The organism is Streptomyces sp. NPDC002787 (assembly GCF_053592095.1).
This window is the reverse complement of sequence record NZ_JBSFVC010000004.1, coordinates 265,197-291,189: the sequence shown is the minus strand read 5'-3', so window position 1 is coordinate 291,189 and position 25,993 is coordinate 265,197. Positions and strand designations below refer to the sequence as shown.

General features: G+C 70.7%; 26 protein-coding genes. 13 read left to right on the top strand and 13 right to left on the bottom strand.

The window, feature by feature from the left end; genetic code table 11:
• Window positions 1-123: 123 nt before the first annotated feature.
• Both ACWD26_RS07350 and ACWD26_RS07345 read right to left on the bottom strand, forming a co-directional pair.
• A complete protein-coding gene (locus tag ACWD26_RS07350; protein ID WP_451267161.1) occupies window positions 124-594 on the bottom strand; it encodes a hypothetical protein in 471 nt (156 codons plus the stop codon).
• Complete coding sequence (locus ACWD26_RS07345) at window positions 585-1,376, bottom strand: ATP-binding protein (RefSeq protein WP_451267159.1); 792 nt, start codon at window positions 1,374-1,376, stop codon at window positions 585-587. The genes ACWD26_RS07350 and ACWD26_RS07345 overlap by 10 nt, the downstream gene beginning before the upstream one ends.
• Before the next feature lie 285 nt (window positions 1,377-1,661).
• Here ACWD26_RS07345 and ACWD26_RS07340 point away from each other — a divergent pair, with 285 nt between their 5' ends.
• From ACWD26_RS07340 to ACWD26_RS07330, 3 genes are all read left to right on the top strand, one after another.
• On the top strand, window positions 1,662-2,522 hold the full coding sequence (locus tag ACWD26_RS07340; RefSeq protein WP_451267157.1) for a helix-turn-helix domain-containing protein: 861 nt from the start codon (window positions 1,662-1,664) through the stop codon (window positions 2,520-2,522).
• Between the two features lie 9 nt (window positions 2,523-2,531).
• Window positions 2,532-2,822: a DUF397 domain-containing protein gene (locus ACWD26_RS07335; protein WP_451267155.1), complete on the top strand. Its 291-nt coding sequence runs from the start codon at window positions 2,532-2,534 to the stop codon at window positions 2,820-2,822.
• A 102-nt stretch (window positions 2,823-2,924) separates the two neighbouring features.
• A complete protein-coding gene (locus ACWD26_RS07330) occupies window positions 2,925-3,728 on the top strand; it encodes an SAM-dependent methyltransferase (protein ID WP_451267153.1) in 804 nt (267 codons plus the stop codon).
• 149 nt (window positions 3,729-3,877) lie between these two features.
• Here the strand turns inward: ACWD26_RS07330 and ACWD26_RS07325 are convergent, their stop codons facing one another.
• Together ACWD26_RS07325 and pdxR are read right to left on the bottom strand one after the other, a co-directional pair.
• A complete protein-coding gene (locus ACWD26_RS07325) occupies window positions 3,878-4,126 on the bottom strand; it encodes a phosphatase domain-containing protein (RefSeq protein WP_451267151.1) in 249 nt (82 codons plus the stop codon).
• A gap of 52 nt (window positions 4,127-4,178) precedes the next feature.
• Window positions 4,179-5,591 carry a MocR-like pyridoxine biosynthesis transcription factor PdxR gene (gene pdxR, locus ACWD26_RS07320; protein WP_451267149.1) on the bottom strand — a complete coding sequence of 471 codons (1,413 nt, stop codon included), beginning with the start codon at window positions 5,589-5,591 and terminating at the stop codon, window positions 4,179-4,181.
• A 41-nt stretch (window positions 5,592-5,632) separates the two neighbouring features.
• Here pdxR and ACWD26_RS07315 point away from each other — a divergent pair, with 41 nt between their 5' ends.
• Window positions 5,633-6,214 carry a carboxymuconolactone decarboxylase family protein gene (locus tag ACWD26_RS07315; RefSeq protein WP_451267147.1) on the top strand — a complete coding sequence of 194 codons (582 nt, stop codon included), beginning with the start codon at window positions 5,633-5,635 and terminating at the stop codon, window positions 6,212-6,214.
• A 79-nt stretch (window positions 6,215-6,293) separates the two neighbouring features.
• Here the strand turns inward: ACWD26_RS07315 and ACWD26_RS07310 are convergent, their stop codons facing one another.
• The 3 genes from ACWD26_RS07310 to ACWD26_RS07300 all read right to left on the bottom strand — a co-directional run bounded on the left by ACWD26_RS07310 (window position 6,294) and on the right by ACWD26_RS07300 (window position 9,210).
• Window positions 6,294-7,781 (bottom strand): glutamate synthase subunit beta, encoded by a 1,488-nt coding sequence (locus tag ACWD26_RS07310; RefSeq protein WP_451267145.1) that lies wholly within the window; start codon window positions 7,779-7,781, stop codon window positions 6,294-6,296.
• Between the two features lie 154 nt (window positions 7,782-7,935).
• The gene (locus ACWD26_RS07305) at window positions 7,936-8,415 is read right to left on the bottom strand and encodes an anthrone oxygenase family protein (RefSeq protein ID WP_451267143.1); all 480 of its coding nucleotides are present in this window, start codon (window positions 8,413-8,415) and stop codon (window positions 7,936-7,938) included.
• Between the two features lie 111 nt (window positions 8,416-8,526).
• Window positions 8,527-9,210: a DUF2293 domain-containing protein gene (locus ACWD26_RS07300; protein WP_451267141.1), complete on the bottom strand. Its 684-nt coding sequence runs from the start codon at window positions 9,208-9,210 to the stop codon at window positions 8,527-8,529.
• Window positions 9,211-9,302: 92 nt separating this feature from the next.
• Here ACWD26_RS07300 and ACWD26_RS07295 point away from each other — a divergent pair, with 92 nt between their 5' ends.
• Window positions 9,303-9,944, top strand: a complete 642-nt coding sequence (locus tag ACWD26_RS07295; RefSeq protein ID WP_451267139.1) for a uridine kinase — start codon at window positions 9,303-9,305, stop codon at window positions 9,942-9,944.
• A gap of 91 nt (window positions 9,945-10,035) precedes the next feature.
• Here ACWD26_RS07295 and ACWD26_RS07290 read toward each other — a convergent pair whose 3' ends face one another.
• Entirely contained in the window at window positions 10,036-11,256 is a 1,221-nt protein-coding gene (locus tag ACWD26_RS07290) for a lipase family protein (RefSeq protein WP_451267137.1), read from the bottom strand.
• Between the two features lie 351 nt (window positions 11,257-11,607).
• On the opposite strand from ACWD26_RS07290, the gene ACWD26_RS07285 reads away from it, so the two are divergent.
• On the top strand, window positions 11,608-12,036 hold the full coding sequence (locus tag ACWD26_RS07285; protein WP_451267135.1) for a CBS domain-containing protein: 429 nt from the start codon (window positions 11,608-11,610) through the stop codon (window positions 12,034-12,036).
• 105 nt (window positions 12,037-12,141) lie between these two features.
• Here the strand turns inward: ACWD26_RS07285 and corA are convergent, their stop codons facing one another.
• On the bottom strand, window positions 12,142-13,269 hold the full coding sequence (gene corA / locus ACWD26_RS07280; protein ID WP_451267133.1) for a magnesium/cobalt transporter CorA: 1,128 nt from the start codon (window positions 13,267-13,269) through the stop codon (window positions 12,142-12,144).
• A 203-nt stretch (window positions 13,270-13,472) separates the two neighbouring features.
• Between corA and ACWD26_RS07275 the strand changes: the two genes are divergently transcribed.
• The gene (locus tag ACWD26_RS07275; RefSeq protein ID WP_451267131.1) at window positions 13,473-14,270 is read left to right on the top strand and encodes a methyltransferase domain-containing protein; all 798 of its coding nucleotides are present in this window, start codon (window positions 13,473-13,475) and stop codon (window positions 14,268-14,270) included.
• 189 nt (window positions 14,271-14,459) lie between these two features.
• On the opposite strand, the gene ACWD26_RS07270 is transcribed toward ACWD26_RS07275, so the two are convergent.
• Both ACWD26_RS07270 and ACWD26_RS07265 read right to left on the bottom strand, forming a co-directional pair.
• Window positions 14,460-15,362, bottom strand: coding sequence for a carbohydrate kinase family protein (locus ACWD26_RS07270; RefSeq protein WP_451267129.1), 903 nt, complete (start codon window positions 15,360-15,362; stop codon window positions 14,460-14,462).
• 1 nt (window position 15,363) lies between these two features.
• Entirely contained in the window at window positions 15,364-16,302 is a 939-nt protein-coding gene (locus ACWD26_RS07265; RefSeq protein WP_451267127.1) for a pseudouridine-5'-phosphate glycosidase, read from the bottom strand.
• 66 nt (window positions 16,303-16,368) lie between these two features.
• Here ACWD26_RS07265 and ACWD26_RS07260 point away from each other — a divergent pair, with 66 nt between their 5' ends.
• A complete protein-coding gene (locus ACWD26_RS07260) occupies window positions 16,369-16,797 on the top strand; it encodes a VOC family protein (protein WP_451267125.1) in 429 nt (142 codons plus the stop codon).
• 126 nt (window positions 16,798-16,923) lie between these two features.
• On the opposite strand, the gene ACWD26_RS07255 is transcribed toward ACWD26_RS07260, so the two are convergent.
• Window positions 16,924-17,478 (bottom strand): methylated-DNA--[protein]-cysteine S-methyltransferase, encoded by a 555-nt coding sequence (locus ACWD26_RS07255; protein ID WP_451267123.1) that lies wholly within the window; start codon window positions 17,476-17,478, stop codon window positions 16,924-16,926.
• A gap of 85 nt (window positions 17,479-17,563) precedes the next feature.
• On the bottom strand, window positions 17,564-18,433 hold the full coding sequence (locus ACWD26_RS07250; RefSeq protein ID WP_451267121.1) for a glycerophosphodiester phosphodiesterase: 870 nt from the start codon (window positions 18,431-18,433) through the stop codon (window positions 17,564-17,566).
• A 281-nt stretch (window positions 18,434-18,714) separates the two neighbouring features.
• Here ACWD26_RS07250 and ACWD26_RS07245 point away from each other — a divergent pair, with 281 nt between their 5' ends.
• The 5 genes from ACWD26_RS07245 to ACWD26_RS07225 all read left to right on the top strand — a co-directional run bounded on the left by ACWD26_RS07245 (window position 18,715) and on the right by ACWD26_RS07225 (window position 25,914).
• Window positions 18,715-19,584, top strand: a complete 870-nt coding sequence (locus ACWD26_RS07245) for an MHYT domain-containing protein (RefSeq protein ID WP_451267119.1) — start codon at window positions 18,715-18,717, stop codon at window positions 19,582-19,584.
• Between the two features lie 40 nt (window positions 19,585-19,624).
• Window positions 19,625-21,763: an excinuclease ABC subunit UvrB gene (gene uvrB, locus ACWD26_RS07240; RefSeq protein ID WP_451267117.1), complete on the top strand. Its 2,139-nt coding sequence runs from the start codon at window positions 19,625-19,627 to the stop codon at window positions 21,761-21,763.
• Between the two features lie 172 nt (window positions 21,764-21,935).
• Window positions 21,936-22,514 carry a TerD family protein gene (locus ACWD26_RS07235; RefSeq protein ID WP_451267115.1) on the top strand — a complete coding sequence of 193 codons (579 nt, stop codon included), beginning with the start codon at window positions 21,936-21,938 and terminating at the stop codon, window positions 22,512-22,514.
• Between the two features lie 46 nt (window positions 22,515-22,560).
• Window positions 22,561-24,618 carry a TerD family protein gene (locus ACWD26_RS07230; RefSeq protein WP_451267113.1) on the top strand — a complete coding sequence of 686 codons (2,058 nt, stop codon included), beginning with the start codon at window positions 22,561-22,563 and terminating at the stop codon, window positions 24,616-24,618.
• Between the two features lie 279 nt (window positions 24,619-24,897).
• Entirely contained in the window at window positions 24,898-25,914 is a 1,017-nt protein-coding gene (locus ACWD26_RS07225) for a TerC family protein (protein ID WP_451267111.1), read from the top strand.
• Window positions 25,915-25,993: the final 79 nt, after the last annotated feature.

Sequence of the window (25,993 nt, the reverse complement as noted above, 5' to 3'; positions counted from 1 at the left end):
CCGCCCGGAGCACACGGGGCGCTCGGAGGCAAAGGAAGTGCGCCCCAAGAGGGGCGCGGCAAGCCGCGAAGGGGGCGCGGTCCGCTGCCGAGCGGCCCCATCGGCGGAGCGCGAGGCGGAGCCCTACGCCGTCATCGTCCGCGACCACGCCGGCGTGGTCCCCGTCACCCGGCACAACGCCAGGTACAGCGGTATCGGCGGCGTATAGGGAATCGTCCCCTCCGGCCTGAGGATCAGCCCCGGCATGTCCGCACCGTCGGAGACCAGCGCTCCGGTGGTGTAGCGGACCGGCGCCGGCCATTCCAACGCGTAGTCGGAGTCGGTCGGCACGATCCACCACCAGTGCGCCCGGTCGGCGTAGACACAGCCCACGCGGGGCAGCCGGGGCAGGACCAGCGGTCCGAAGCGGGCCGGAACGGCCACCGCGTCGCACCCCATGGGCGCGGTCATGCCCTCGGGCAGGGGCAGCGGGCGGGGCGTCGCCGCGGCCCGCTGGGCGCGGCGGAGTCGGGTCAGGGTGTCGAGGCTCACCACGCGGGCCACTCTGCCCCCACCAGGGGGCCGAGAGGGACCGATCGACGTGCTCACACCCATTCGGCCCCCGTCCGACGCCCGACTTCGGGCCGAACCTCGACTTCCGTACGACACTCGCCGCCGCCACTGCCGGGGCGCCCGGCGGGCTTACGGCTCTGAACGCCCGGACGGCTCTCGGCAGCCGCGCGGCGGAACGCCTCCGCCTCGCCGTCCCGGTCTTCCGTGGGCGGCTTCTTCGCGCCCCAGCCCAGATCGGCTCTGACCGCCGTGTCCGGGGTCGTATCCGTGGTCGGTCCTGTGGCCGGTTCCGCGCCCGGTTCCGTGGCCGCGCTCGCGCCCGCCTCGGCGTACACGGCTCCGGCGACCAGCGCACGAGGTACGTCGGCCCACACCAGAAGCCCCAGGCCGACCGGTTGCGCCCCCCAGGAACGGCAGAGGGACTCTATGAGGAGCAGCCCCCTGCCGTGTTCCTCCTCGGGCCGCTGCGGCGACGGATGCGGCTCACCCGGGGCGCAGCCCTCGTCCCGTACCGCTATGCGCACCAGATCGTCGCCGTCATGCAGCTCGCAGACGATCTGGGTGCTCGCGGTGTGCACGATCGCGTTGGTCACCAGCTCGGACACGACCAGGGCCGCCGTGTCGCAGGTGTCCTCGCAGAGGGCCCAGCCGGTGAGCTGGGTACGGGTCACACGCCGGGCTTGGGCCACGGCACCCGGGTGCGCGGCCAGCTCGAATCGAAACCGGCGCTCGGCGATTGTCTCGGGGCGCGCCCCGGCGGCCGGACCGGGACCGACACGGTCTCCGGCGGCGTCTGTTCCTAACGGCGCAGGGGGCGGAATCACGCTTGCCACTATCGCCTCGCCGTGAACACTTGGCAAGTGTCACTCTGAAAATTGCAGAGTGCCGTGTGACTCTCTGAACGGCCATGGCACACTGCACGCAACAGCACGTGTAGCGGCGCCAGTTGGAAATCCCTCGCACAACGTTCGTAAGTACGCACAGTGTTCGTTTGGGTACACGGACCTGGACGGCAAGCGGGGCTCCGAACGGCGCCGCCTGTCTGTCGGGGCTCGCCGGCCCGGGCATCGACGCAGGTCAGTACAAGGGTCAGAGGAGAGAAGGGCGAGATGAGCGAGCCGCGATCCGCGCCGACGGTCGGCCAGGTCGTCCTCGGCCGGCGGCTGCTGGACCTGCGTGAGCGCGCGGGCATCAGGCGTGAGGACGCCGCACGCATCCTGCATGTCACGGCGGCCACGGTCCGCCGTATGGAGACCGCGGAGGTCGCCCTCAAGATTCCCTACCTCCAGCTGCTGCTGAAGGCGTACGGGGTCGGTGACGAGGAGGCCGAGACCTTCGTCCGGCTCGCCGAGGAGGCCAACAAACCCGGCTGGTGGCAGCGCTACCACGACATCCTGCCGGGCTGGTTCTCCATGTACGTCAGCCTGGAGGGCGCGGCCTCCCTGATCCGCGGCTACGACCCCCACTTCGTCCCCGGACTGCTGCAGTCCGAGGACTATGCGCGTGGCGTCATGACCTCGGGCGCCATCGGCCAGACCAAGCCCGATGACATCGAGCGCCATGTGGCCCTGCGCATGCAACGGCAGGAACTGCTCACCCGTGAGGACGCGCCCCGGCTGTGGTTCGTGATGGACGAGACCGCCCTGCGCCGCCCCATCGGCGGCCCGGCGGTCATGCGCGCCCAGATCGACAAGCTGCTGGAGACCATGGAGCTGTCCCGTGTGACGCTCCAGGTCGCCACCTTCGACACAGGACCGCACCCCGGCACGTACGGGCCGTTCGTCCTGTTCCGTTTCGCCATGCCGGAGCTTCCGGACATGGTCTACAGCGAGTACCTGACCGGCGCCGTCTACCTGGACGACCGCTCCGAGGTGGCGACCCACCTCGAGGTCATGGACCGCATGGCGGCGCAGGCCGCCACGGCACAACGCACGAAGGAGATCCTCCGGGATCTCCGCAAGGAGCTCTGAAGACACCGAATGGAATTCATCAAGTCGCAGCCGCAGTCGCAGCCGCGCACGCACACACATTCGCGCATACGCGTCTACAACGGCATGCCCGCCCGGGAACTGGGCAGCGAGGGCTGGCACAAGCCCTGGAGCGGCGGCAACGGAGGCAACTGCCTGGAGGCCATGAAACTCGCCGACGGCCGTATCGCCGTACGGCAGTCCACCGACCCCGACGGACCGGCGCTCATCTACACACCGGACGAGATGAACGCCTTCATCCAGGGCGCGAAGGCGGGGGTGGCCGACTTCCTGCTGTCCTGAGGCTCACCGAGGCTTGTTGCGCCCTTCCTGTTGTTCAGCCCATCTCCCTATCTTTGGCCCTGAGTTGATCACCTACTGCTGCGGAACCTTACGGAGTGCGTCATGACCGGGCGTCCCCCCGCCGAGATCGACACGAGCAGACCCCATCCCGCGCGCATGTACGACTGGTACCTCGGCGGCAAGGACAACTTCCCCGTCGACGAGGCGATGGGGAAGCAGATGCTGGCCCTCGACCCCCGGGTGCCGGTGATGGCACGGGTCAACCGTGCCTTCATGCACCGGTCCACGCGCTGGCTCGCGGAGAACGGCGTACGGCAGTTCCTCGACGTCGGCACCGGCATACCGACCGAGCCGAACCTGCACCAGATCGCCCAGCGCGTCGCCCCCGACGCGAGCGTCGTCTACTGCGACAACGACCCCATCGTGCTGGCCCACGCGGCGGCCCTGCTGCGCGGTACGCCGGAGGGGCGGACCGAGTATCTGCAGGCCGACGCGCGCAGTCCGGAGTCCGTCATCGAGGGCGCCAAGCAGGTCCTCGACTTCGGCCGGCCCGTGGCGCTCTCCCTGATCGCGCTGCTGCACTTCGTCTCCGACGCGGACGGCGCCCACGCCCTGGTCCAGCGGCTGATGTCCGAGCTGCCTTCCGGCAGCTACCTGGTCGTCACCCACGCCACCGCCGACTTCACCCCGGAGGAGTCGAAGGCGGCGACGGAGAAGCTCAAGGCCGCGGGCGTCACGCTGGCGCTGCGCTCCCGCGAGGAGTTCACCCGCTTCTTCGACGGCCTCGAACTGGTCGACCCCGGCGTCGAGGTGCCCCACCACTGGCACCCCGAGCTCGGCGACCCCGTCCCCGGCCAGGACGACGGGGTCGTCCCGGGGTACGGGGCGGTGGCGCGCAAGCCGTAGGGCTTCCGACGGCTGGATGAACCGCATGAGGACGCGGCGCGGGCCTCCTGGCCCGCGCCGCGTCCTCATGCGCCGTGGTGTTCGCCGGCGTTCGTGCGCCGTGGTGCGCGCCGGCGACTACACGTACGACCAGTGGTGCGCGCGGGCGCCTACACGTGCGACCAGATGCGGCGAGGTGCGTCGACCAGGCGGCTCACCGCGACCGCCGGGAGCGGCGGCTGCGCGGTCTCCCGCTCCCGCTCCCGCATCAGCCCGTAGTAGATCTGCTCGATCGACGGCGGCCCGACCGACAGGTTGCGCCAGACCGCTCCGGGCGAGTCCTCCTGCCCGGTCCGCACGAGATAGGCCGCGGCCATCGTCCTCGTACGGCCCACGCCGGCGCCGCAGTGCACGAACACCGGCCCGGAGCTCGGGTCCCCGGGGCCCGGGAGCGCCTCGCCGCACGGCCGCTCACCTGGGCGGCAGCACCCCGCACAGCGCCTCCAGCGCCGCCCCGTACGCGTGCTCCGGTGGCGTCGCGTACCCCACGACGAGCCCGTCCGACGCGGTCCCCGTCGCCTCGGGATGCCGGAAGGCGGCCAGCCCGTCGAGCGCGACGCCCCGCCACGCCGCCGCCTTCACCACGGACCGCTCGGTGCCGGGCGGCAGCCGCAGCACGGCGTGCAGCCCGGCCGCGATCCCGGTGACCTCGATGTGGGGCGCGTGCGCGGCGAGGGTGGCGACCAGACGGTCACGCCGCGCACGGTACCGCTGCCGCATACGCCGCACATGACGGTCGTACGCCCCGGAGACGACGAAGTCCGCGAGCGCCAGCTGATCCGGCACGCTCGCCCACGCCTCCCGCTCGCCCTTCGCCTCCAGCACGGCGCCGACGTACCGCTCCGGCAGGACCATCCACCCCAGCCGCAGCGCCGGCGACAGGCTCTTGCTGACCGAGCCGATGAAGACGACCCGTTCCGGATCCAGGCCCTGCACGGCTCCCACGGGCTTGCGGTCGTAGCGGAACTCCCCGTCGTAGTCGTCCTCCAGGATCATCCCGCCACGCGCGCGTGCCCAGTCGACGACGGCGGCACGCCGGGCGGGATGGAGCGGCCCGCCGGTGGGGAACTGGTGCGCGGGCGTGAGCAGCACGGCCCGCTCCCGGCCCAGCCCGTCCACCTGGGCACCGTCCTCGTCGAGCGGCAGCGGAACGGTCCGCACGGCGGCCTCCGCCAGCAGCTCACGGTGGAAGCCCAGACCGTACGACTCCACGGCCAGCGGGCCCCGCAGCACCCGGCCGTGGAACAGCAGCCGCAGCGCGTGCGCGAAACCGGAGCAGATCACGATCCGCGACGGCTCGGTGCGCACACCACGCGCGCGTGCCAGGTACTCGGCGAGCGCCTCGCGCAGTTCGTCCCGGCCCGCCGGATCACCCGGCCCGAAGGCCTCGTTGGGCGCTCGCGTGAGCGCCCTGCGGTACGACGCCGCCCAGGCCGCACGCGGGAACGCCGACGCGTCCGGCGTGCCCTGCCGCAGGTCGTGCCGTGGCCCACGCGCGCGTGGAGGCGCCTTCCGGGGTACGCGCGCGGGGGCGTCCAACGGATCGGCCCGCGCGGCGACCCGCGTACCCGAGCCCTGCCGGGCCGTCAGCCAGCCCTCCGCGACCAGCTCCGCGTACGCGTCGGCGACGGTGTTGCGTGCGACGCCCAGGTCCGCGGCGAGCGAGCGGTACGGCGGCAACCGGGTCCCGGGGGTCAGCCGGCCACCCCGCACCGCGTCCCGCAACGCCCGGATCAGCGCCGCCCGCCGACCACCGCCACCGGACAGCTCCAGATGCAGATCGGCCCCGATCCGCTCCGCCGAATTGACCCACGAATCCTCCATGGAAATGCACCCTACGGCAGGTCTTTCGGCCCTCTAGATTCATGGTCATGACGACGAACGCGACAGCGCCGAACGTGACGACGACGAACGGGACGACGACGAACGTGGCAACGACGAACGCGACAGCGACGAAGGCGACCACCGGCAGCGCGGAGGCCCCGGCTGCGGCGGCCACCGCCCCCCGCCTCGACTTCGCGAAGTCCGCGCGGAACGTCTTCCGCGCCCTCATCGGCTTCGACGCGGCGGCCCGCGAGGGCATCGACCCGGCCCTGGTCGAACTGATCCAGATCCGCGCCTCCCACCTCAACCACTGCGCGTACTGCCTCCACATGCACACCAACGACGCCCGCAAGGCCGGCGAGAGCGAGGACCGGCTCCACATGGTCCCGGTCTGGCGCGAGGCCCGGCACTTCTTCACCGCCCGCGAACAAGCCGCCCTCGCCCTCACCGAAGCGGTCACCCTCGTCGCCGACGCCGGCGTCCCCGACGACGTCTACACCGAAGCCTCCGCCCACTTCGACGACACCGAACTGGCCCACGTCATCGCCTTGATCCTCACCATCAACACCTGGAACCGCATTGCCCTCACCACCGCCAAACAGGCCGGCACGGACGACCGGTGATCATCCCGAACGGTGCGGCGGGCGGGCGTGCCGAACCGAACCGCGGCCCAAGGCCGGCGGCCGACCTCGCGCTCGGCGGCTACGCCGTCATGGGCCGGTCGTACGGTCCGATCGGGGCGGGCAGCCGGTCCGTTCCGGTCAGGCGGTGGTCGACCGCGGCGGCCACCGACCGCCCCTCGGCGATCGCCCACACGATGAGGGACTGCCCACGGGCGGCGTCCCCGGCGGCGTACACACCGGGGACGTTGGTCGAGAAGTCCGGCCCCCGCGTGATGGTTCCGCGCGGATCGAGAGCCAACCCGAGCTGGTCGACGAGGCCGTCCCGGCGATTCGGCCCGGAGAACCCCAGGGCGAGCAGGACCAGGTCGGCGGGCAGCGTCCGCTCGGTTCCGGGCCGGGGCCGCCGCCGCTCGTCCACCTCGACCAGGTGCAAGGCCCGTACCCGCCCCGCCTCGTCCCCGGTGAAGCGGAGCGTGGACGCCGCGAAGAGCCGCGCGTCCGCGTCCGCCGCCGGCGCCGTCTCCAGGTCGCGCGCCTCCTCGTGCGCCGCCGAGAGCCGGTACACCTTCGGATACGTCGGCCAGGGATCGACATCCTCGTCACGCTCCCCCTCCGGCAGCGGATAGATGTCCAACTGCGTCACGGACGCGGCCCCTTCCCGCACCGCCGTGCCCAGACAGTCCGCCCCCGTGTCACCACCCCCGACGATCACGACATGTCTCCCGGCCGCCGACAGCGGCGACACCTCCAGATCCCCCTCACACACCCGGTCGGCTAGCGGCAGATACTCCATCGCCTGATGGATGCCGTCCAACTCCCGCCCGGGAACGTCCAGTTCCCGCCAGGCCGTGGCTCCCGTGGCGATCACCACCGCGTCGTACCGGGCCCGCAGCTCAACCGCTCCGATGTCCCTCCCGACGGCGGTCGACGTACGGAACTTCGTGCCCTCCGCCCGCATCTGCTCCAACCGCCGGTCCAGATGCCGCTTCTCCATCTTGAACGCCGGGATCCCGTACCGCAGCAGGCCCCCGATCCGGTCGGCCCGTTCGTACACGGCCACCGTGTGCCCGGCCCGCGTCAACTGCTGCGCCGCGGCCAGCCCGGTGGGCCCCGAGCCGATGACGGCGACCGTCTTGCCCGTCAGCCGGTCGGGCGGGCGCGGCGGCGTGAGACCGTCCTCCCAGGCCCGGTCCGCGATGGCCACCTCCACGTTCTTGATGGTCACCGCGGGCTGGTTGATCGCCAGCACACACCCCGCCTCGCAGGGCGCGGGACACAACCGCCCCGTGAACTCGGGAAAGTTGTTCGTGGCGTGCAGCCGCTCGCTCGCCGCCCGCCAGTCCTCCCGCGACACCAGGTCGTTCCACTCGGGGATCAGGTTCCCCAGCGGACAGGCCTCGTGGCAGAACGGAATGCCGCAGTCCATACAACGGTCGGCCTGTTTGCTGATGATCGGCAGCAGCGCCCCCGGAACGTACACCTCGTTCCAGTCCCGCACCCGCTCCTCGACGGGCCGGCGGGGCCACTCCTCGCGTGGCGTGGTCATGAAACCCTTGGGATCGGCCATCGCCGTCTCCCTCACGTATGGCGTACGCGTACGGGCACGGCCGTACACCGGTGGACTCGGACCGACAGCGAGGCGTGGGGCGCGAAGCGCGAGGCTGTACGCCCACGGGCGGCCTCCCTTCCCGCCACGATACGACGCGCCCGCCGGGCCCGCCTCAGGCGAGCGCGAGCAAATACGCCAGGGCCGCAGCGGCCGAGGCGACCATCCGGACGTGGTTCCACGTCGTCCACCGGCTCACGTACTCCCGCCAGTACGCGGCGGCCTCCGGCGTGCCCGCGTCCAGCTTGGCGAGCGTCTCGTTGCGCGGCACGTTCGCCACCATCGTGACCCCGAAGCAGCCGAACAGATACAGCGCGCTGCCCAACAGCAGCTCCACCCTGCCCTCGTCCGGCCACAGCACGAACGTCACGACGGCCAGTACGGCGCACAGCACCGCCGTACCGGTGAACACGAGCATGAACGCCGGCGTCAGGGCACTCACATTGATCGCCTGCATCGCCGCCACGCCCTGCGCCGGCGGCAACGACGCCAGCCCCTTCATCACGAACGTCGAGAAGCCGCAGAACACACCCGCCACGACCCCCGTCCCGAGCACCCCCAGCACCGTCAGCACGAAGTACGGCCCATCGATCATGTCCGCTCCCACCTCGATCCCCCGAACCCGAAGATCCTGCCCCTCACCAACCGTCACCAAAAGTGAACACCCGACCAACGACGGTCACCAGGACCGAGGCGCTGCGCCCCTTCACCCGGCCGCCCGCCACTCCCGCAGGGTCGTCTCCACCACCCCCGCGATCCGTCGCCGAGCCTGATGGCGGGGTACACCGCTCATGAGGAGCTGGTCGTACGGCGTGTCCACGTGCCGTACGGAGGCGATGACCGCCGAGGTGACCGCCATCTCCGACAGGGCGCGGCCCGCCGCGCTCCGGCCGACGCGGCCGCTGCCGCGTACGGAGGCGTGGGCGGCGATCTCCCGGGCCCGCTCGTCCGGGCACCCCGGGAAGAGCCGTCGTATCTCCGTGGCGAACGCGTCCGTGAAGCGCACGTCCTCCGCCGCCCGCCGTCGCGCGTCCCGCACCCTGCGGCGCCTCCGTGCCTCCGCGTCCGCCAGGCAACGCTCCTCGGCCCGGGCGAGCGCGGTCTCCTCGACCAGGACGCCCTGCCGCTCGTGGCGGCTCCGGCGCCGGTTGAACCGTACGACCACGGCCGACAGCGAACTCTCCTCCCTGGCTCTCCGCGTGAGCGCGGTGTCCCCCCGGGGCAGGAACACCAGGTGTCCGAGGTCCGCGCAGTCGAGACAGCGCGGCGCCCCCTCCTCCAGCACCAGCAGCGCCACCGGGCCGCTGCGGCACTCGGCGCAGTGCTTCTTCCTGAGTGCCTGCACGACCACAAGTCCGGTACGAGGCGGGGGAGTAGCGAGCGCTGCCATACGCGGTTCATTCCCCCTGGTGGCCGCATGGTCACCCGGCCCTCGCACCGGCCTGCCGACCGGCTCGGGCACGGTTCGCCGCGCGCGGCATCATGGGCCGTGTGCGATTCGAAGCGATCACCTGGGAACGGCTCGGCGACCTCCTCGCCGACCGCCTCCTCGACCTGAAACCGGACGACGGCTCCCCCTGGCCCCGCATCGCCTTCGACGGCGCCCCGGCCGCCCGCCCGGGCGACCTCGCCGCGCTCGTGTCCGAGGCGCTGCGCATACGCGGCCGGTCCTCGCTCGTCGTGGGCACCGAGGGCTTCCTCCGGCCCGCGTCGCTCCGGTTCGAGTACGGCCACGAGGACGTGGAGGCGTACTACGACGGCTGGTTCGACATCGCCGCCCTGTGGCGCGAGGTCTTCGGCCCACTCGACCCCGGCGGCACGGGCCGGGTCCTGCCCGACCTCTGGGATCCTGCCACCGACCGAGCGACCCGCAGCCCCTACGTCGAACTCCCGCCCGGTGCAACCCTGTTGGCGCACGGTCCCTTCCTACTGAAGCACTGGTTCCCCTTCGATCTGACCGTCCACGTCCTCCTCTCCCCGGCCGCCCTGCGCCGCCGCACCCCCGAGACCGAGCACTGGACCCTCCCCGCCTTCGAGCGCTATGAGGCCGAGACCGATCCCGCCACCACCGCCGACGTCCTGGTGCGCGCCGACGACCCCCGACATCCGGCCTGGAACGGATGAGTCGGCAGGCGGCGAACGGCACGGTCGGGTGGGTCCTCCGCCCGACCCGCCGTTGCCGGTGGGCTCGACCCGCCGTTGCCGGTGGCGCGCTTCAGTCGGTCCTCGCCGACTCGTCGAAGAACCGGACGATCCGGGGCAGGGCCTGCCGCACCGATCCGTTGTGGTCGTGGTCGCCGACGTCGGTCAGCCGGTGTGCGGCGCCGTTCCTCGTCAACTGGTCGGCACAGTACGCCGCGTGACTGAAGTCGACGTCCTTGTCGCCCCGGCCGTGGAAGATCTCCACCGGTACGTTCGGCCGCCAGTCGCACGTGTTGTCCATCGGGCGCAGCCTGTCCTTCAGGACACCGTCGGGCTTGCGGATCTTGTTCAGGAAGTCCTCGGTGAACAGGTCCTTGGAGGCCGCCGGGAGTTCGCTGACGATCTGCCCGGCGGTGTGATGGCCGTCGAAGAGACCCTCCACCTTGCTGTCGTAGGGGGAGCGGAAGACGTCGCCGGGTGACGTGTAGAGGCCGTACATCCTGTTCCAGGCGGTGACGAAGTAGGCGAGGTAGATGCCGGATTTGGCGATCTTGTCGTCGGCCGCGGCGGCCTCGAAGGCCGAGAGGTTGTAGGGGCCGCCGACCGGGGCGAGTGCCCCCAGCCGGAAGTAGCGGTCGGCGCCCTTCTGCTGAAGCGCCCGGCCTACCAGCATGGTGGCGGGACCGCCCTGCGAGAACCCGCTGACCTGCACCCTCCGCTTCAGCTCCCGGCCGCTCCGGTGGGTGAACGTCCGGGCCGCGCGCAGGCCGTCCACCGAGGCCGCGACGGTGGCCCGAGGGTCACCGTAGGGGTGGAAGCCTTCGCCCGAGCCGAGGCCCACGTAGTCGGGCGCCGACACGGCCCGCCCGGTCGAGGCGAACAGCAGGGCGGCGAGCCGGTCGTTCGACTGCGGGTTCTCCGAGGCGACGTCCTTGCGGTAGACGGTGGTGCCGTGCAGCCAGGAGACGGTGGACAGGTGGCGCGCCCCGTTCTTGGGCAGGACGACGAGCTGGCTCGCGGTCGTCGGGGCGCCCGCGCTGTCAGTGGTGCGGTAGGCGACCCGATAGGCGGTCACGCCGAAGCGGACCTGGGACGAGTCGATCTTTCCCCGGAGTACCCCGGCCACTTCCTCCGCTGTGAGGTCGGCCGCCTCCTCGACGGAGACGACGGCCCCGCCCAGTGCCCGCTCACTGTGGGAGGCGGCCGCCGCCGAGACCGGAGCCAGCAGGCCGGACACACTGCCGAGGACCGCCGCACCAGCCAGAATCCGGACGCTTGTTCGCCGTGAAGTCATGGATGGATCATGGCCGCTGCCCCTCCGGCGGGACATGGAGCGACCCTCCGGGCCGCAAAGGGGGAAAGCCCCCTCGGGGTCCCGTAGGGGATGCCGGATGCCCCACCCCCTACGGGGCAGGCCGGATGGCGAACGGTACGGGTGAGCGGAGCGTTCCGCTCGGCAGCGGGTCTCTCCGGCGGCGCCGTGTCATCGACCGCGGCCGAGGGGAAGGGGGCTTCGTGCCGCGGCGGGCGGGTCCGGTTGTGGGCCTCCGCATGCGCTTCATCCCGGGCGCGGCAAGAATGTAGGTCGCCGGGACTAGCGGTGCGTCCTGCGCCGCGCCGGCCGTCCGGCATCGGGAGGTACTACATGACCACCGCCGGAGACATCATGCACCGCGGCGCCCAGTGGATCCCCGCCCACGAGACCCTGGACCGCGCCGCCCAGCTGATGCGTCAGCTGAACGTCGGAGCGCTCCCCATCAGCGACGAGAACGAACGGCTCTGCGGCATTCTCACCGACCGCGACATCGTCGTCGGCTGTGTCGCCCTGGGCCACGACCCGTCGCAGATCACGGCGGGCGAGCTGGCCAAGGGCACACCGCGCTGGATCGACGCGAACGCCGACATCAGCGAGGTGCTCGAGGAGATGAAGGGGCACCAGATCCGCCGGCTCCCGGTGATCGAGAACAAGCGCCTCGTCGGCATGATCAGCGAGGCCGACCTGGCCCACCATCTGTCGGACGAACAGATCGCCTCCTGGGTCGAGAGCGTCTACGCGAAGAGCGCGACGCACTGACCCGATCGATCCCTCCGTTCCCCCTTCCCGGCCTCGGCCCCCGCCGGTCGCCTCGCCGTCACCGGCCCGACCTGCGGAGTGCTCAGGCAGGCCCCGGTCCTGGAGTCACAGCCAGCCGCTGCGCTTGAAGGCTCGATAGAGGGTGATGCAGGCGGCGGCTATGACTCCCAGGACCAGCGGGTAGCCGAACTTCCAGTGCAGCTCGGGCATGTGCTCGAAGTTCATGCCGTAGACCCCGCACACCATGGTCGGAACGGCGATGAGGGCCGCCCACGCCGTGATCTTCCGCATGTCCTCGTTCTGCGCGACGCTGACCTGCGCGAGATGGGCCTGCAGGATCGAGTTCAGCAGTTCGTCGAACGCCGCGATCTGCTCGGTGGCCCGCAGCAAGTGGTCGGAGACGTCCCGGAAGTAGGCCTGTATCTCCGGGTCGACCACCCGGATGGGGCGTGCGGTCAGTTCCAGGAGCGGGCGGGCGAGCGGGGCCACCGCCCGCTTCAGTTCGAGCAGTTCACGCTTGAGCTGGTAGATGCGGCCGGGGTCGACGCGCGCGCCGTTCGCGGCGAACACATCGGTCTCGACCTGGTCGATGTCCGTCTGCACCGAGTCCGTGACGCTCAGGTAGTCGTCCACCACGTGGTCCGCGATCGCGTGCAGCACCGCGGCCGGTCCCTTGGCCAACTGCTCCGGATTCGCCTCCAGTTCCTCGCGCAGCGGGCCGAGTGAGCCGTGCCGCCCGTGTCGTACCGTGATCACGAAGTCGGTACCGACGAAAACCATGATCTCGCCGGTGTGCACCACCTCGCTGGTGGCGGTCAGTTCGGTGTGCTCGACGTAGCAGACCGTCTTGAACACCGCGAAGAGTGTGTCGCCGTATCGCTCCAGCTTCGGGCGCTGGTGGGCCTCGACCGCGTCCTCGACCGCCAGCGGGTGCAGATCGAAGAGTTCGGCGATGCCGGCGAACTCCCGCTGTGTCGGCTCGTGCAGTCCCAGCCAGACGAAGCCGTGGTCGTGCCTGCGGATCTGCTTGACGGCCTCGATGACATCGCGGCCGCCGGGGATGCGGACGCCCTTGTGGTACGTCACGCAGTTCACCACCGAGGTGCCCAGCGGGGAGCGGGCCGGATGGCTGAGGTCGACGCGGGGGCGACGTCGGGCCAGCCGTGCCATCCTGCGGAGGCCGCCGACCTTGTCGAGGCCGGTGACCTTCCGCAGATTCCCTGCCATGGACATCTGGCTCTCCTTGCGTGGATCTCCTCGCACCGCACTTCGTGCCTTGTCGCGCCAGTTTGCCAGGGCCGAATGAGTGCCGGGTAAGCCTGTGGGAACGGAGCATTCCGTTTCACTTGTGGATGATCCAACTGATGCGGCCGGACATGGCGCGCTGCGGGAGAGTCGCTATTAGTGATAAGTCGGTTAAATGGGATGATCTCTGCATGATGCGAACCGATGGGTATCTCCTCGATCACCGGCAGGGCGAGACCGAACAGCGCTCCGACCCGTTCGCCACGCTCTTCGACCTCACGACGTTCCGGCACATGGAGGATTTCGGCCTGGGTTCCGGCTGGCGCTGCTGGGAGGTCGGCGCGGGCGGCACCTCCGTGGTGTCCTGGCTGGCCAAGAAGGTCGGACCGACAGGCAAGGTCATGGCGACCGACACCGACATCTCGTGGGCCGTCCCCTCGGTCACCCGCCCTCCCGTCGAGGCCCTGGTGCACCATGTGGGCGTCGACCAGCCGCCGGGGGAGGGCTTCGACCTCGTCCACGCCCGGCTCGCCCTGGTCCACGCACCGGACCGGGAGCGGGCGTTGCTGTCGATGGTCGAGGCTCTGCGCCCCGGCGGACGACTCCTGATCGAGGACGCCGACCCCGTCCTCCAACCGTTGGCCTGCCTTGAGGAATCCGGCCCCGAGCACCAGGTGGCCAACCGACTGCGCCAGGCGATCCGCGCGCTGCTCACCGAACGGGGAATCGACCCGGCGTACGGCCGCAGACTTCCACGCCTGCTGCGCGCGGCGGGCCTGCGCGGTGTGGAGGCCCACGCGTACTTCCCCGTCTCCTCACCGGGCTGCGCCGCCCTGGAGTCGGCGACCGTCGAGCGGCTCCGTGGGGATCTCGTCGCGGCGAATCTCGCCACGGACGAGGAGATCGACCGGCATCTGTCCTACGTGGCCACCGGCACGATGGACATCGCCGCCCCGCCGCTGATCTCGGCATGGGGACGCAAGGCGTAGTGGCGTGCCACGCTCCAGACGTGGCATGCCACGCCCCAGGGAGGGACCGTTTCGCCGGAGCCTCAGGGCGGACCGTTCCGTCACAACTCCAAGGTCAGCCCCAGGGCGGACCGTTCCGTCGCCGTTCCGGGGCGGGCCGCTGCGTCGCACGGTTGATGCCATGGGACAGCGCCGTCGACGCCGCAGGACTCAGTCGGCAGCCGGCGGCCTCCCGCCCACTTTCCCCACCGCTAGCGCCCCCGCCCGGCACCCCTCCGTCGCCGCCTCCTCGGCCTCCGCGCCCGCGAGCAGCGCGGCCAGGAAGGCCCCGGTGAAGGCGTCACCCGCGCCCGTTGTGTCGCGGGGCGTGGCGGGGGCCGCCGGAATCCGGGACGCGACCCTGCCGCCGCACGCGACCAGAGCACCGTCGGCCCCCTGCTTGGACACGACCAGGGGAACGAGACGGCTCAACTTGGCCGCCGCGTCGGCCGGATCGGGCAGTCCTGTCAGCAGACACGCCTCGTCGCGGCTGGGCAACAGCACATCGACCCCCTCGGCCAGCGCGAGGAAACGGTCCACACCGAACTGGGTGAGGAACCCGGCCGACGCGGGATCCACGCTCACCGGCACCCCACGCGCGCGTGCCGACTCCAGGGCCACGGCGACCAGCGCCCGACTCGGCTCCGAGAAGAACAGATAGCCCGACAGATGCAACCGCGCGACCCCGTCGAGGAGGGACGGCGACCAGTCGTCCCGGTCCAGCCGCAGCGCGGCGCCGCTGTCCGTGAGGAACGTGCGTTCGGCCGCATGGCCCGTGTCCACCAGGCAGATCACCGTCCCCGTCGGTGCCTCGGGATCGACGACCAGATGGGGCCGTACGCCCGAAGCCCGCAACTCCCGCTCGTGCCACGCGGCCCCGTCCGTGCCCACGCGCCCGAGCAGCCGCACGTCGGCGCAGCCCCGATGGGCCGCCCAGCAGGCCACGTTGGCGCCCGCACCGCCCGGCAGCGTCCGGATCGCGGAAGCCGTGTCGGTACCCGGCGCGAGCGGCCCGCGGTGCCGGGCCACGACATCCGTCACGACGTCCCCCACGACGAGCAGCGCCCCGCTCACGTCACGCCCCTGCCCAGGCCGCCGCGATCCGCGACGCGAGGCGCACGTTGCCCCGTACCGCCGCCAGGTTGGCGCTCAGGGAGGCGCCGTCGGTGTGCCGTACCAGATAGCTCAGCAGGAACGGTGTGACCGCCTGCCCCGTCACCCCCTCCGCCTCGCACGCCCGCAGCGCCTCGGCGAGTACACGCGCGTGCAACTCGGGATCGAGCTGTTCCTCCTCGGGCACGGGATTGGCGACGATCAACGCCGACTCGGAACCGTCGAGCGCGTCCTGCGCCCGCATGACGTCCGCGACCTCGCCGGGCGACCGGAGCGTCCACTCCACCGGGTGCCCCGAGTCGGACAGATAGAAGCCGGGGAAGCGCTCCGTGCCGTACCCGGCGACCGCGACACCCAGCGTCTCCAGGCGCTGCAGAGTCGCCGGCACGTCCAGGATCGACTTCACTCCCGCGCACACCACGGTGATCCGGGTGCGTGCCAGGAGCCCCAGGTCGGCGGACTCGTCCTGGGTCACCGTCCACTCCCGGTGCACACCCCCGAGCCCGCCCGTCGCGAACACCCGTACGCCCGCCAAGGCCGCCAGCTGGGCCGTCGCCGACACGGTCGTCGCGCCGCTCACCCCGGAGGCCACCGCGAGCGGCAGATCACGGTGCCCGAGCTTGCGGATGCCGTCCTCGTTCGCGACCCGCTCCACCTGCTCCTTGTCGAGGCCGACATGAGGGCGCCCGTCCAGCACGGCGATCGTCGCCGGTACGGCGCCCTCCTGCCGTACGACGTCCTCCAGCTGCAGTGCCACCTGCAGATTGCGCGGGCGGGGCAGCCCGTGCGCGATGATCGTGGACTCCAGCGCCACCACCGGTCGACGCGCGTCGACCGCTTCCCGCACCTCTTCGGACACCACCAGCACGCGCTTGCCTCCTGTCTGTCGTTCTTCTCTCATCCCTGGCGGACGGCGCGCCCGGCCAAACCCTTGCGCGTTGTGGTGCGGGACACCAGCCTGAAGTGCATGACGGACAACACGACTCGTCTCGACCATGTCGTTCTCTGGGTCCAGGAGCCGATCGCCGCGGCCGACTTCTACGAGAAGGCCGTCGGCCTGGAACCCGTGAGGGTCACCGAATACGCCGCGGGACAGGCGCCCTTCCCCTCCGTACGCCTCAACGACGAGACCATCCTCGACCTCATGTCGCTCGCCGTGGCCGAGAAGATGCAGATGGTGCCCGGCGCCGCCGACAGCGCCGGTCACCCCGTCAACCACGTCTGCCTCGCCATGCCCGGCGACGCCTTCGACGAACTGCGCACCCGCCTCGAGGAGCGGGCGGTTCCCGTCTCGGACCTCTCGTACGACTCCTTCGGCGCACGTGGAATGGCCCGACGCAGCTTCTACTTCCGCGATCCGGACGGAAACGTGTTCGAGGCACGGCACTACGAGTAACTGGTTCTCGGCCGACCTCCGCCTTCCGGAACGACGACCGATGACCGATTCGCGGCACAGAGCCTGCTGCCGGCACCGCCCAGACAAAGGCCACGCACCGGCGCGCAAAGTCCGCCCATGGCCGCCTCAGAACAAGGGCTCGGGAAGCACCCCTTCCAGGGCCAGCAGCTTCCGCTTGGTCTCCAGCCCGCCGCCGAACCCTCCGATGCCGCCATCACTCTCGACCACCCGATGGCACGGCACCACCACCGGCAGGGGATTCGACCCCATCGCGACGCCGACCGCCTGGGCGGCGCCCGGCTGGCCCACCCGCCGGGCGAGGTCGCCGTAGCCCACGACCGAGCCGTACGGGACGCCGGAGGCCAGTTCGCGCAGCACCTGGCGGTTGAAGCCGGAGATCAGCGACCAGTCCAGCGGCAGGTCGAAGTCGTGACGCCGGCCGGCGAAGTACGCCTCCACCTGGCGTATCGCCTCGGCCAGCTGAGGGGCGCGGGGGGCTTCGACGGGCGCGGTGCCGAGGCGGGAGGCGAGCCGGTCGACCGCCTTGTCGCGCACCGCGTCCGTGGCGTGGAACACGACGTTCACCAGGCCGTCGTCCGTCGCGGCCAGCAGCAGCGGGCCGATGTCCGTGCCGACGACGGCCCACACGACCTGCTGCTCGTCCTGCGCATGGCTGTTCATGCCACCACCGTACGGCCCGCCACCGACAACGCCGGTGGCGTGCGCTCCGCCTCGGAACGCACGCCACGGACGAGGGCCCGTTCCGTCAGCCCTGCGTGGCCTCTCTGACCACGTCCGGCTTGTTGGTGATGATGCCGTCCACGCCGTAGCCCGCCACCCGGCGGGCGTTGTCCGCGTCGTTCACGGTCCAGGTGAGCATCTCCAGAGGCTTCCCGTGCGGACCCTCCAGCGCGTGGATCACGGCCACATAGGACGCGGAGATGGTCGTGTAGGAGGAGTTGATCTGGTCGCTGAACGTCGCGTACTCGGGGAGGTCGGCGACGTCCGGGGTGCCGAGGAAGCCGGTCTTCACCGCCGGGCTCAGCTCGTGGACCAGCCGTACGGTGTCGGTGCTGAAGCTCTGGATCACCAGCCTGTCGAGGTGCGCCGGGCCGAGCCAGCCCTCGTTGCTGAGCACCTTCAGGGTCTGCTGTTCGATGCCGGGGTAGAGCTGCGGGTTCTTGATCTCCAGGACGAGCTTCTGATGGTTGCGTGTGACCCGCCTCATGTACTGCTCCAGGGTCGGCACGCGCGCGCCCGCGTAGCCGCTGCCGAACCAGCTGCCCGCGTCCAGGCGCGCGATCTCCGCGGCGGTGAAGTCCCGTACGTTCCAGGGCGCCCGGTCCGGATAGAGCTCCTCGACGTTGGTCGTCCGCGCCAGGGTCGCGTCGTGGAGGATGACGAGTTCGCCGTCCTTGGTGCGCTGGACGTCGTTCTCGACCCAGCTGAAGCCCATCTCGTCGGCCTTGTCGACGGCGGCCAGGGTGTTCTCGGGCGCGTAGGCGGAAGCTCCGCGATGCGCGACGACCAGCGGATTCTCGGCGTCGGCGGCCGCGTGTGCGGCGGAAGTCGGGAGCAGGAGGACGGCGGCCCCCATGAACGCTGTGGTCGCGGCGGCAACTGCGCGCACGTGCATGCGTACTCCTCGCGTCGATCGGTCACGGTCAGCTCAAGCGTGACAGCAGAGGGTCAACAGCAGGAGGGTGCAGGATGGCCACGAATTGAATGGAGTTGCCCAAGTCCGCTCACGGGCACCGCACAAGTGGGGCAAGGCCGTGTTTCTTTGCCGGAAAATCGTTCGACCATTCCGGTGGGGGTCATACTCTCTGCGACAACCCTCGCCGCTGTGGCGGTCCTGGGGGCGGGGGCGGTGCAGGGAAATCCAGGGACGCGACAGGGCGGGAAAGGCAGCCGCGAATGCAGGGCACGGTCGACGGCTTCAGCTACGGACTCGTCACACCGGTGGTGGCCTATCTCATGGCCTGCCTCGGTGGTGCGCTCGGCCTGCGCTGCACGACCAGATCGATGCTGGTCGACGGCCGCTGGCGGGTCGGCTGGCTCGCGCTGGGCTCGGCGGCCATCGGCTCAGGCATCTGGACCATGCACTTCGTCGCGATGATGGGGTTCAAGGTTCTTCAGACCCCGATCCAATACGACCCGCTGACCACCTTCGCGAGCCTCGCCGTCGCGGTCGTCATGGTCGGCATCGGGATCTTCATGGTGGCCTCCAAGGGAGCGACCGGGGCCGCGCTCTTCACCGGCGGCACCATCACCGGCCTCGGCATAGCCTCCATGCACTACCTGGGCATGGCCGGAATGCGCCTCAACGGCACGCTGCAGTACAACACCCTGACCGTGGCCGCCTCGGTCGTCATCGCCGTGGTGGCGGCGATCGCCGCCCTGTGGGCCGCCGGACAGGTCCGCGGCTTCCTGTGGAGCGTGGGCGCCAGTCTCGTCATGGGGATCGCGGTCAGCGGCATGCACTACACGGGCATGGCCGCGCTCAGCGTCCACCTGCACAGCGCCGCCGCCCCCGACCCGGCCGGCGGCTCCTCGTCCGCCGCCCTGCTCGCCCCGCTGATGATCGGCCCGCTGGTCTTCCTGCTCCTCGCGGGCGTCGTCGTGATGTTCGACCCCTTCATGATCATGGGCAGGTTCCACGGAAACCCCGTCGAGCGGCGGCCCGGCATCCCGGCCCAGGCCACCGCGCACACCTGTCGGCACCAGGAGTCCCGCACCGGCCAGGAGCACCGCGAGCGGAGTTACCGCGCACCGCAGAACCGCTGATCGGAGCCCGTTGTCAGTGCGGGGTCGTACGGTGGATTGCATGCGGCCCGTTTCCAAGATCGAACGCACGGTGGCGCCCTTCGAGGTCGTCAGCCCCTACCAGCCGAGCGGTGACCAGCCCACGGCCATCGCCGAGCTCGCCCAGCGCATCGGAGCAGGTGAGAAGGACGTCGTCCTGCTCGGCGCGACCGGCACCGGCAAGTCCGCCACCACCGCGTGGATGATCGAGAAGCTCCAACGCCCCACCCTGGTGATGGCGCCCAACAAGACGTTGGCCGCCCAGCTGGCCAACGAGTTCCGCGAGCTGCTGCCGAACAACGCGGTCGAGTACTTCGTCTCGTACTACGACTACTACCAGCCCGAGGCCTACGTCCCGCAGTCGGACACCTACATCGAGAAGGACTCCTCGATCAACGAGGAGGTGGAGCGGCTGCGCCACTCCGCGACCAACTCGCTGCTGACCCGCCGCGACGTCGTCGTGGTCGCCTCGGTCTCCTGCATCTACGGCCTCGGCACGCCCCAGGAGTACGTGGACCGCATGGTCCCCCTCAGGGTCGGCGACGAGTTCGACCGGGACGAGCTCCTGCGCCGCTTCGTGGACATCCAGTACACGCGCAACGACCTGGCCTTCGCCCGCGGCACCTTCCGCGTCCGCGGCGACACCATCGAGATCTTCCCGGTCTACGAGGAGCTCGCCGTCCGCATCGAGATGTTCGGCGACGAGATCGAGGCCCTCTCCACCCTCCACCCGCTCACCGGCGAGATCATCAGCGACGACCAGCAGCTGTACGTCTTCCCCGCCTCCCACTACGTCGCCGGTCCCGAGCGCCTGGAGCGCGCCGCCAACGACATCGAGAAGGAGCTGGGGGAGCGCCTGTCGGAGCTGGAGAAGCAGGGCAAGCTCCTGGAGGCCCAGCGGCTGCGCATGCGCACGACGTACGACCTGGAGATGCTCCGCCAGATCGGCTCCTGCTCCGGCGTGGAGAACTACTCGATGCACTTCGACGGCCGCGAGCCCGGCTCCCCGCCGAACACGCTGCTGGACTACTTCCCGGACGACTTCCTCCTCGTCATCGACGAGTCCCACGTCACCGTGCCCCAGATCGGCGCGATGTACGAGGGCGACGCCTCCCGCAAGCGCACCCTCGTCGACCACGGCTTCCGGCTGCCGTCCGCCCTGGACAACCGGCCCCTGAAGTGGGAGGAGTTCCAGGAGCGCGTCGGGCAGACGGTCTACCTCTCGGCGACCCCCGGGCAGTACGAGCTGTCCCGCTCCGACGGCTACGTCGAGCAGATCATCCGCCCCACCGGCCTGGTCGACCCCGAGGTCGTCGTCAAGCCCACCGAGGGCCAGATCGACGACCTGGTGCACGAGATCCGGGGGCGCACCGAGAAGGACGAGCGCGTCCTGGTCACCACGCTCACCAAGAAGATGGCCGAGGACCTCACCGACTACTTCCTGGAACTCGGCATCCAGGTCCGCTACCTCCACAGCGACGTCGACACCCTCCGCCGCGTCGAACTGCTGCGTGAGCTGCGAGCCGGTGAGTACGACGTCCTGGTCGGCATCAACCTCCTCAGGGAGGGCCTGGACCTCCCCGAGGTCTCCCTGGTGGCGATCCTCGACGCCGACAAGGAGGGCTTCCTGCGCTCCGGGACGTCGCTCATCCAGACCATCGGCCGCGCGGCGCGCAACGTGTCCGGCCAGGTCCACATGTACGCCGACAAGATCACCCCGGCGATGGAGAAGGCCATCGACGAGACCAACCGCCGCCGGGAGAAGCAGGTCGCGTACAACAAGGCGAACGGCATCGACCCCCAGCCGCTCCGCAAGAAGATCAACGACATCGTCGCGCGGATCGCCCGCGAGGAGGTCGACACCGAGCAGCTGCTCGGCACGGGTTACCGCCAGGGGAAGGACGGCAAGGGAGCCAAGGCCCCCGTGCCCTCCCTCGGTGGCAAGGCGGCCAAGGCGGCGAAGTCCGCCAAGGGCAAGGCCACGGAGACCGTCCCGACCGACCGCCCCGCGGCCGACCTCGCCCAGCAGATCGAGGAGATGACCGAGCGCATGCGCGCGGCCGCCGCCGACCTGCAGTTCGAGATCGCCGCCCGGCTGCGCGACGAGGTCTCCGAGATGAAGAAGGAACTGCGGCAGATGAAGGAGGCGGGTCTGGCCTGACGGCCCCGGCAGGCGCTGGGGGAGGGGGCGTGCTCCGGGCACGGGCGCGCTGTGTTGCAAGACCGACACAAAGTGCGACACAGGCTGCGGCAATGTCAGTGCCGCTGCGTAAGGTGCTGCACATCCGTGGACGCCGCGGAAACAGGGGACAGTTCGAGAGGGGAATCAGCGCGTGACCGTCAACATGACCAAGGGTCAGGCCATCAGTCTGCAGAAGAACGACGGAGGCAGTCTGACCGCGGTGCGCATGGGTCTCGGCTGGCAGGCTGCCCCTCGGCGCGGCCTGTTCGGATCCCGCACCCGTGAGATCGACCTGGACGCGTCCGCGGTGCTGTTCGCGGACAAGCAGCCCGTCGACGTCGTCTTCTTCCGCCACCTCGTGAGCGACGACGGCTCGGTCCGCCACACCGGTGACAACCTGGTGGGCGGTGTCGGCGGGGGCGGCGACGACGAGGCGATCCTCGTCGACCTGGCCCGGGTCCCGGTCCACATCGACCAGATCGTCTTCACCGTGAACTCCTTCACGGGCCAGACCTTCCAGGAGGTACAGAACGCGTTCTGCCGCCTGGTCGACGAGACCAACGGCGAGGAGCTCGCGCGCTACACCCTCGCGGGCGGCGGCCAGTACACGGCCCAGATCATGGCCAAGGTGCACCGCGCGGGTACGGGCTGGCAGATGACCGCCATCGGCTCGCCCGCCAATGGCCGCACCTTCCAGGACCTGATGCCGGCGATCCTGCCGGTCCTGTAGGCAGCACGACGCACCGCGCAGCAAGCGACACAGGGGGACGAAGTCGATGACGGCCGAGCTGGTCCGGGGGCAGAACCATCCGCTGCCCGAGGTCCGACTGGAGATCCGCGTCTCGGCCGGCACGCCGCTCGTCGCCGGGGCCACCCTCGGCGACGACCACGGCCGGGTGCACGGCGTGGAGTGGGTCGCCCACCCGGGCGCGCCCACCCTGCCGGGCATCGAGGTCTCCCAACAGGCGGCGGCCGACCACCGGCTCGCCGTGGACCTCGACGCCCTGACGCCGTCCGTGCACCGGGTGACGGTGCTGCTCGCCCTGCCGTCCGGGCACGGCGGCCCGGCACGGTTCGGCGCCGTCGCCGCCCCCTTCGTCGCGGTCACCGGCCTCGACGGCACCGAGGTCGCCAGCTACACCCTGACGGACCTGGAGGCGGAGTCCGCCGTCATCGCCCTCGAGCTGTACCGCAGGCAGGGCGCCTGGAAGGTCCGCGCGGTCGGCCAGGGGTACGCGGGCGGCCTCGCGGAGCTGCTCACCGACCAGGGCCTGTCCCAGGCTCAGCAGCTCGCCGACAGCATCCACGACGCCGTGGCCCAGGGCCTCGCCCGCTCCGTGGCCGCGCCCCCGCCCCGCCTGCCGGACACGGAACGCCCCCACCAGACGGCCGCACCCACGCCGGGCCCCGACCAGACACACAGCGGTACGACACCCCAGGGCCTGGCCGGGAACACAGCGCCGCAGCAGGGACAGTCCCCCTTGCCGTACGGCGCCTCATCCCCGTACGGCTCTCACGACGCCACGCTGCCCGACCACGCCTCGCCGCAGCACGGTGGCTCAGCCCCGGCCGACCCCTCCGCCGGTACCCATCCCACGGCGCCCACGGCCGGTGGCCCCGTCAACTACACCCACCCCGGACGGCAGACCACCGCGCCGCCCCCGCCCCCGCCGACCGCGCCTCCGGCCCAGCCCGGGCAGCCCGCGCGGCCCGTCGCCGGGGACGCGACCGGCTGGTCCATGGAGGAGCGGCTCTACAACCAGGTGTGGGGCATGTTCGAGGACCTCGCCCGCACCACCGCCGCGTACCGCAGCGCCGTCGACTTCGCCGAGTCACGCATGGAGCAGGAGCTGGACAAGGTCCTGTCCGACCCGCGCAGCCGCATCGGCGGGCAGGGCGACGCCGCGCGTGAGGCCGCCCGCGCCAAGCACGCCCAGCTCGTCGACCAGGCGAAGGCCGCCCTCGACCGAGACCTCGCCCAGCTCCGGGCCGAGGCCGACGTCGTCGAACCCGCGCTGCCCCCGGCCTACGCGAGCTGGGACAACCCGGTCTGGCACGGCTACCGGGTGCCGATGGAGATACCGATGGCACTGCGCCTGGGGAACCTCCATCTGCCGGAGAGCGAGGACGTGCGCATCCCGATGCTGGTCCGGCTGCCGCTGGAGCGCGGGCTGTGGATCGACAGTGGCCGCTCCGGCTCCCGCGACGCGTTCGCCGACTCCGACGAGCTGCGCCGCCTCGCGCTGGACACGGCGGTGTCCCTCGCCGCACGCCTGCTCGCGGTCTACCCACCCGGAGAGTTCGCGGTGCACGTCATCGACGCGGCCGGGGCCGGTGCGACCGCGCTGGCACCGTTGGCACAGGCCGGTGTGCTCGCCGGGCCGCCCGCCGCCGGGGCCGCCGGCGTCGCGGAGGTTCTGGGGCAGCTCACCCAGCGGGTGGACCTCGTGCAGATGGCGGTGCGCGGCGGCGCGGCGGACGCACTGCCCCCGGGCTTCGACACGGCCGAGCACCTGCTGATCGTCAACGACTTCCCGCACGGCTTCGACGACCGCGCCGTGACCCAGCTCCGCTACCTCGCGGACGAGGGGCCGGCCGTCGGCGTCCACCTGATGATGGTCGCCGACCGGCAGGAGGCCGCCGCCTACGGGCCGTTGCTCGACCCGCTGTGGCGTTCGCTGATGCGACTGACACCCATCCCGGACGACCACCTCGCCGACCCCTGGGTCGGGCACGCGTGGACGTACGAGCCGTCGAGCATCCCGCCCGGCAGCCGCGTCCTGCACGACGTGCTCGCCCGGGTCGCGGAAGCCCGTCGCTCCTGGAACCGGTGAGGACCACCCCGTACCAAGCTCTCGTAAAGCCGCCTGACCAGCTGTTTTGATGCTTTCTTTGCTTTGCCCTTTACCTACTCTTGGTGATTGGGTACTCTTTCCGTGCGGAGGGGAGTACTCCCTACTTGCTGCGGCGTACCCGTCAATACGGATCAATCCTGATCCCGGGGCGTCGGCCCGGCGGCACCAGGCGTTGTGGAACGCCCTGGAGGACCGGGTGGAAGAGACCTCCGGTAGCGACGACGCTGAAATTTGCCGTTACGTACTGCCGGAGGCGCAGTGGATGTTTCCACGACCCTGTGGGTCACGACTGTCCTGGGCCTTGCCGCCCTCATCGCGGTCGACTTCTTCATCGGCCGCAAACCCCATGACGTGTCCATCAAGGAAGCCGGAATCTGGACGGTCGTCTGGATCGTTCTGGCCGCCCTCTTCGGACTGGGACTGCTCGTCTTCGCCGGCGGCCAGCCGGCCGGAGAGTTCTTCGCGGGCTTCATCACCGAGAAGTCGCTGAGCGTCGACAACCTCTTCGTCTTCGTCCTGATCATGGCGAAGTTCTCGGTGCCCTCGCAGTATCAGCAGCGGGTGCTGCTGATCGGTGTGCTGATCGCCCTGGTGCTCCGCGCGATATTCATCGCCGCGGGCGCGGCGATCCTCTCCAGCTTCGCCTGGGTCTTCTACATCTTCGGCGCGTTCCTCATCTACACCGCCTGGAAGCTGATCCAGGAGGCCAGGGCCGAGGAGTCGGACGAGGAGTGGGAGGAGAACAAGCTCCTCAAGGCCGCCGAGAAGCGCTTCGGCGTCGCCGACCGCTACCACGGCACCAAGCTGTGGATCGAGCAGAACGGCAAGCGCGTCATGACGCCGATGCTGGTCGTCATGCTCGCCATCGGCACCACCGACGTCCTCTTCGCGCTGGACTCGATCCCGGCGATCTTCGGCCTGACCCAGGACCCGTACATCGTGTTCACGGCCAACGCGTTCGCGCTCATGGGCCTGCGACAGCTGTACTTCCTCATCGGCGGACTGCTGAAGAAGCTGGTCCACCTGTCCTACGGTCTGTCGGTCATCCTCGGCTTCATCGGCGTGAAGCTGGTGCTGCATGCACTGCACGAGTCCGGGGTACACGTCCCCGAGATCTCCATCCCGGTGTCGCTCGGCGTGATCTGTGCGGTCCTGATCGTCACCACGATCACCAGCCTGATCGCCTCCAAGAAGCAGGAGCAGGCCGAGGCCGAGCAGGGGAAGGCCGAGCAGAAAAAGGCCGAAGGCGCCGAGAAGGACAGCGTCGAGGCCTGACGGAGGCCGACACCGCACAGCAAGTAAGCGATGGGGCCCCGCACGACGGAGACGCAGTTCCACGGCGTCGACCGGAGTG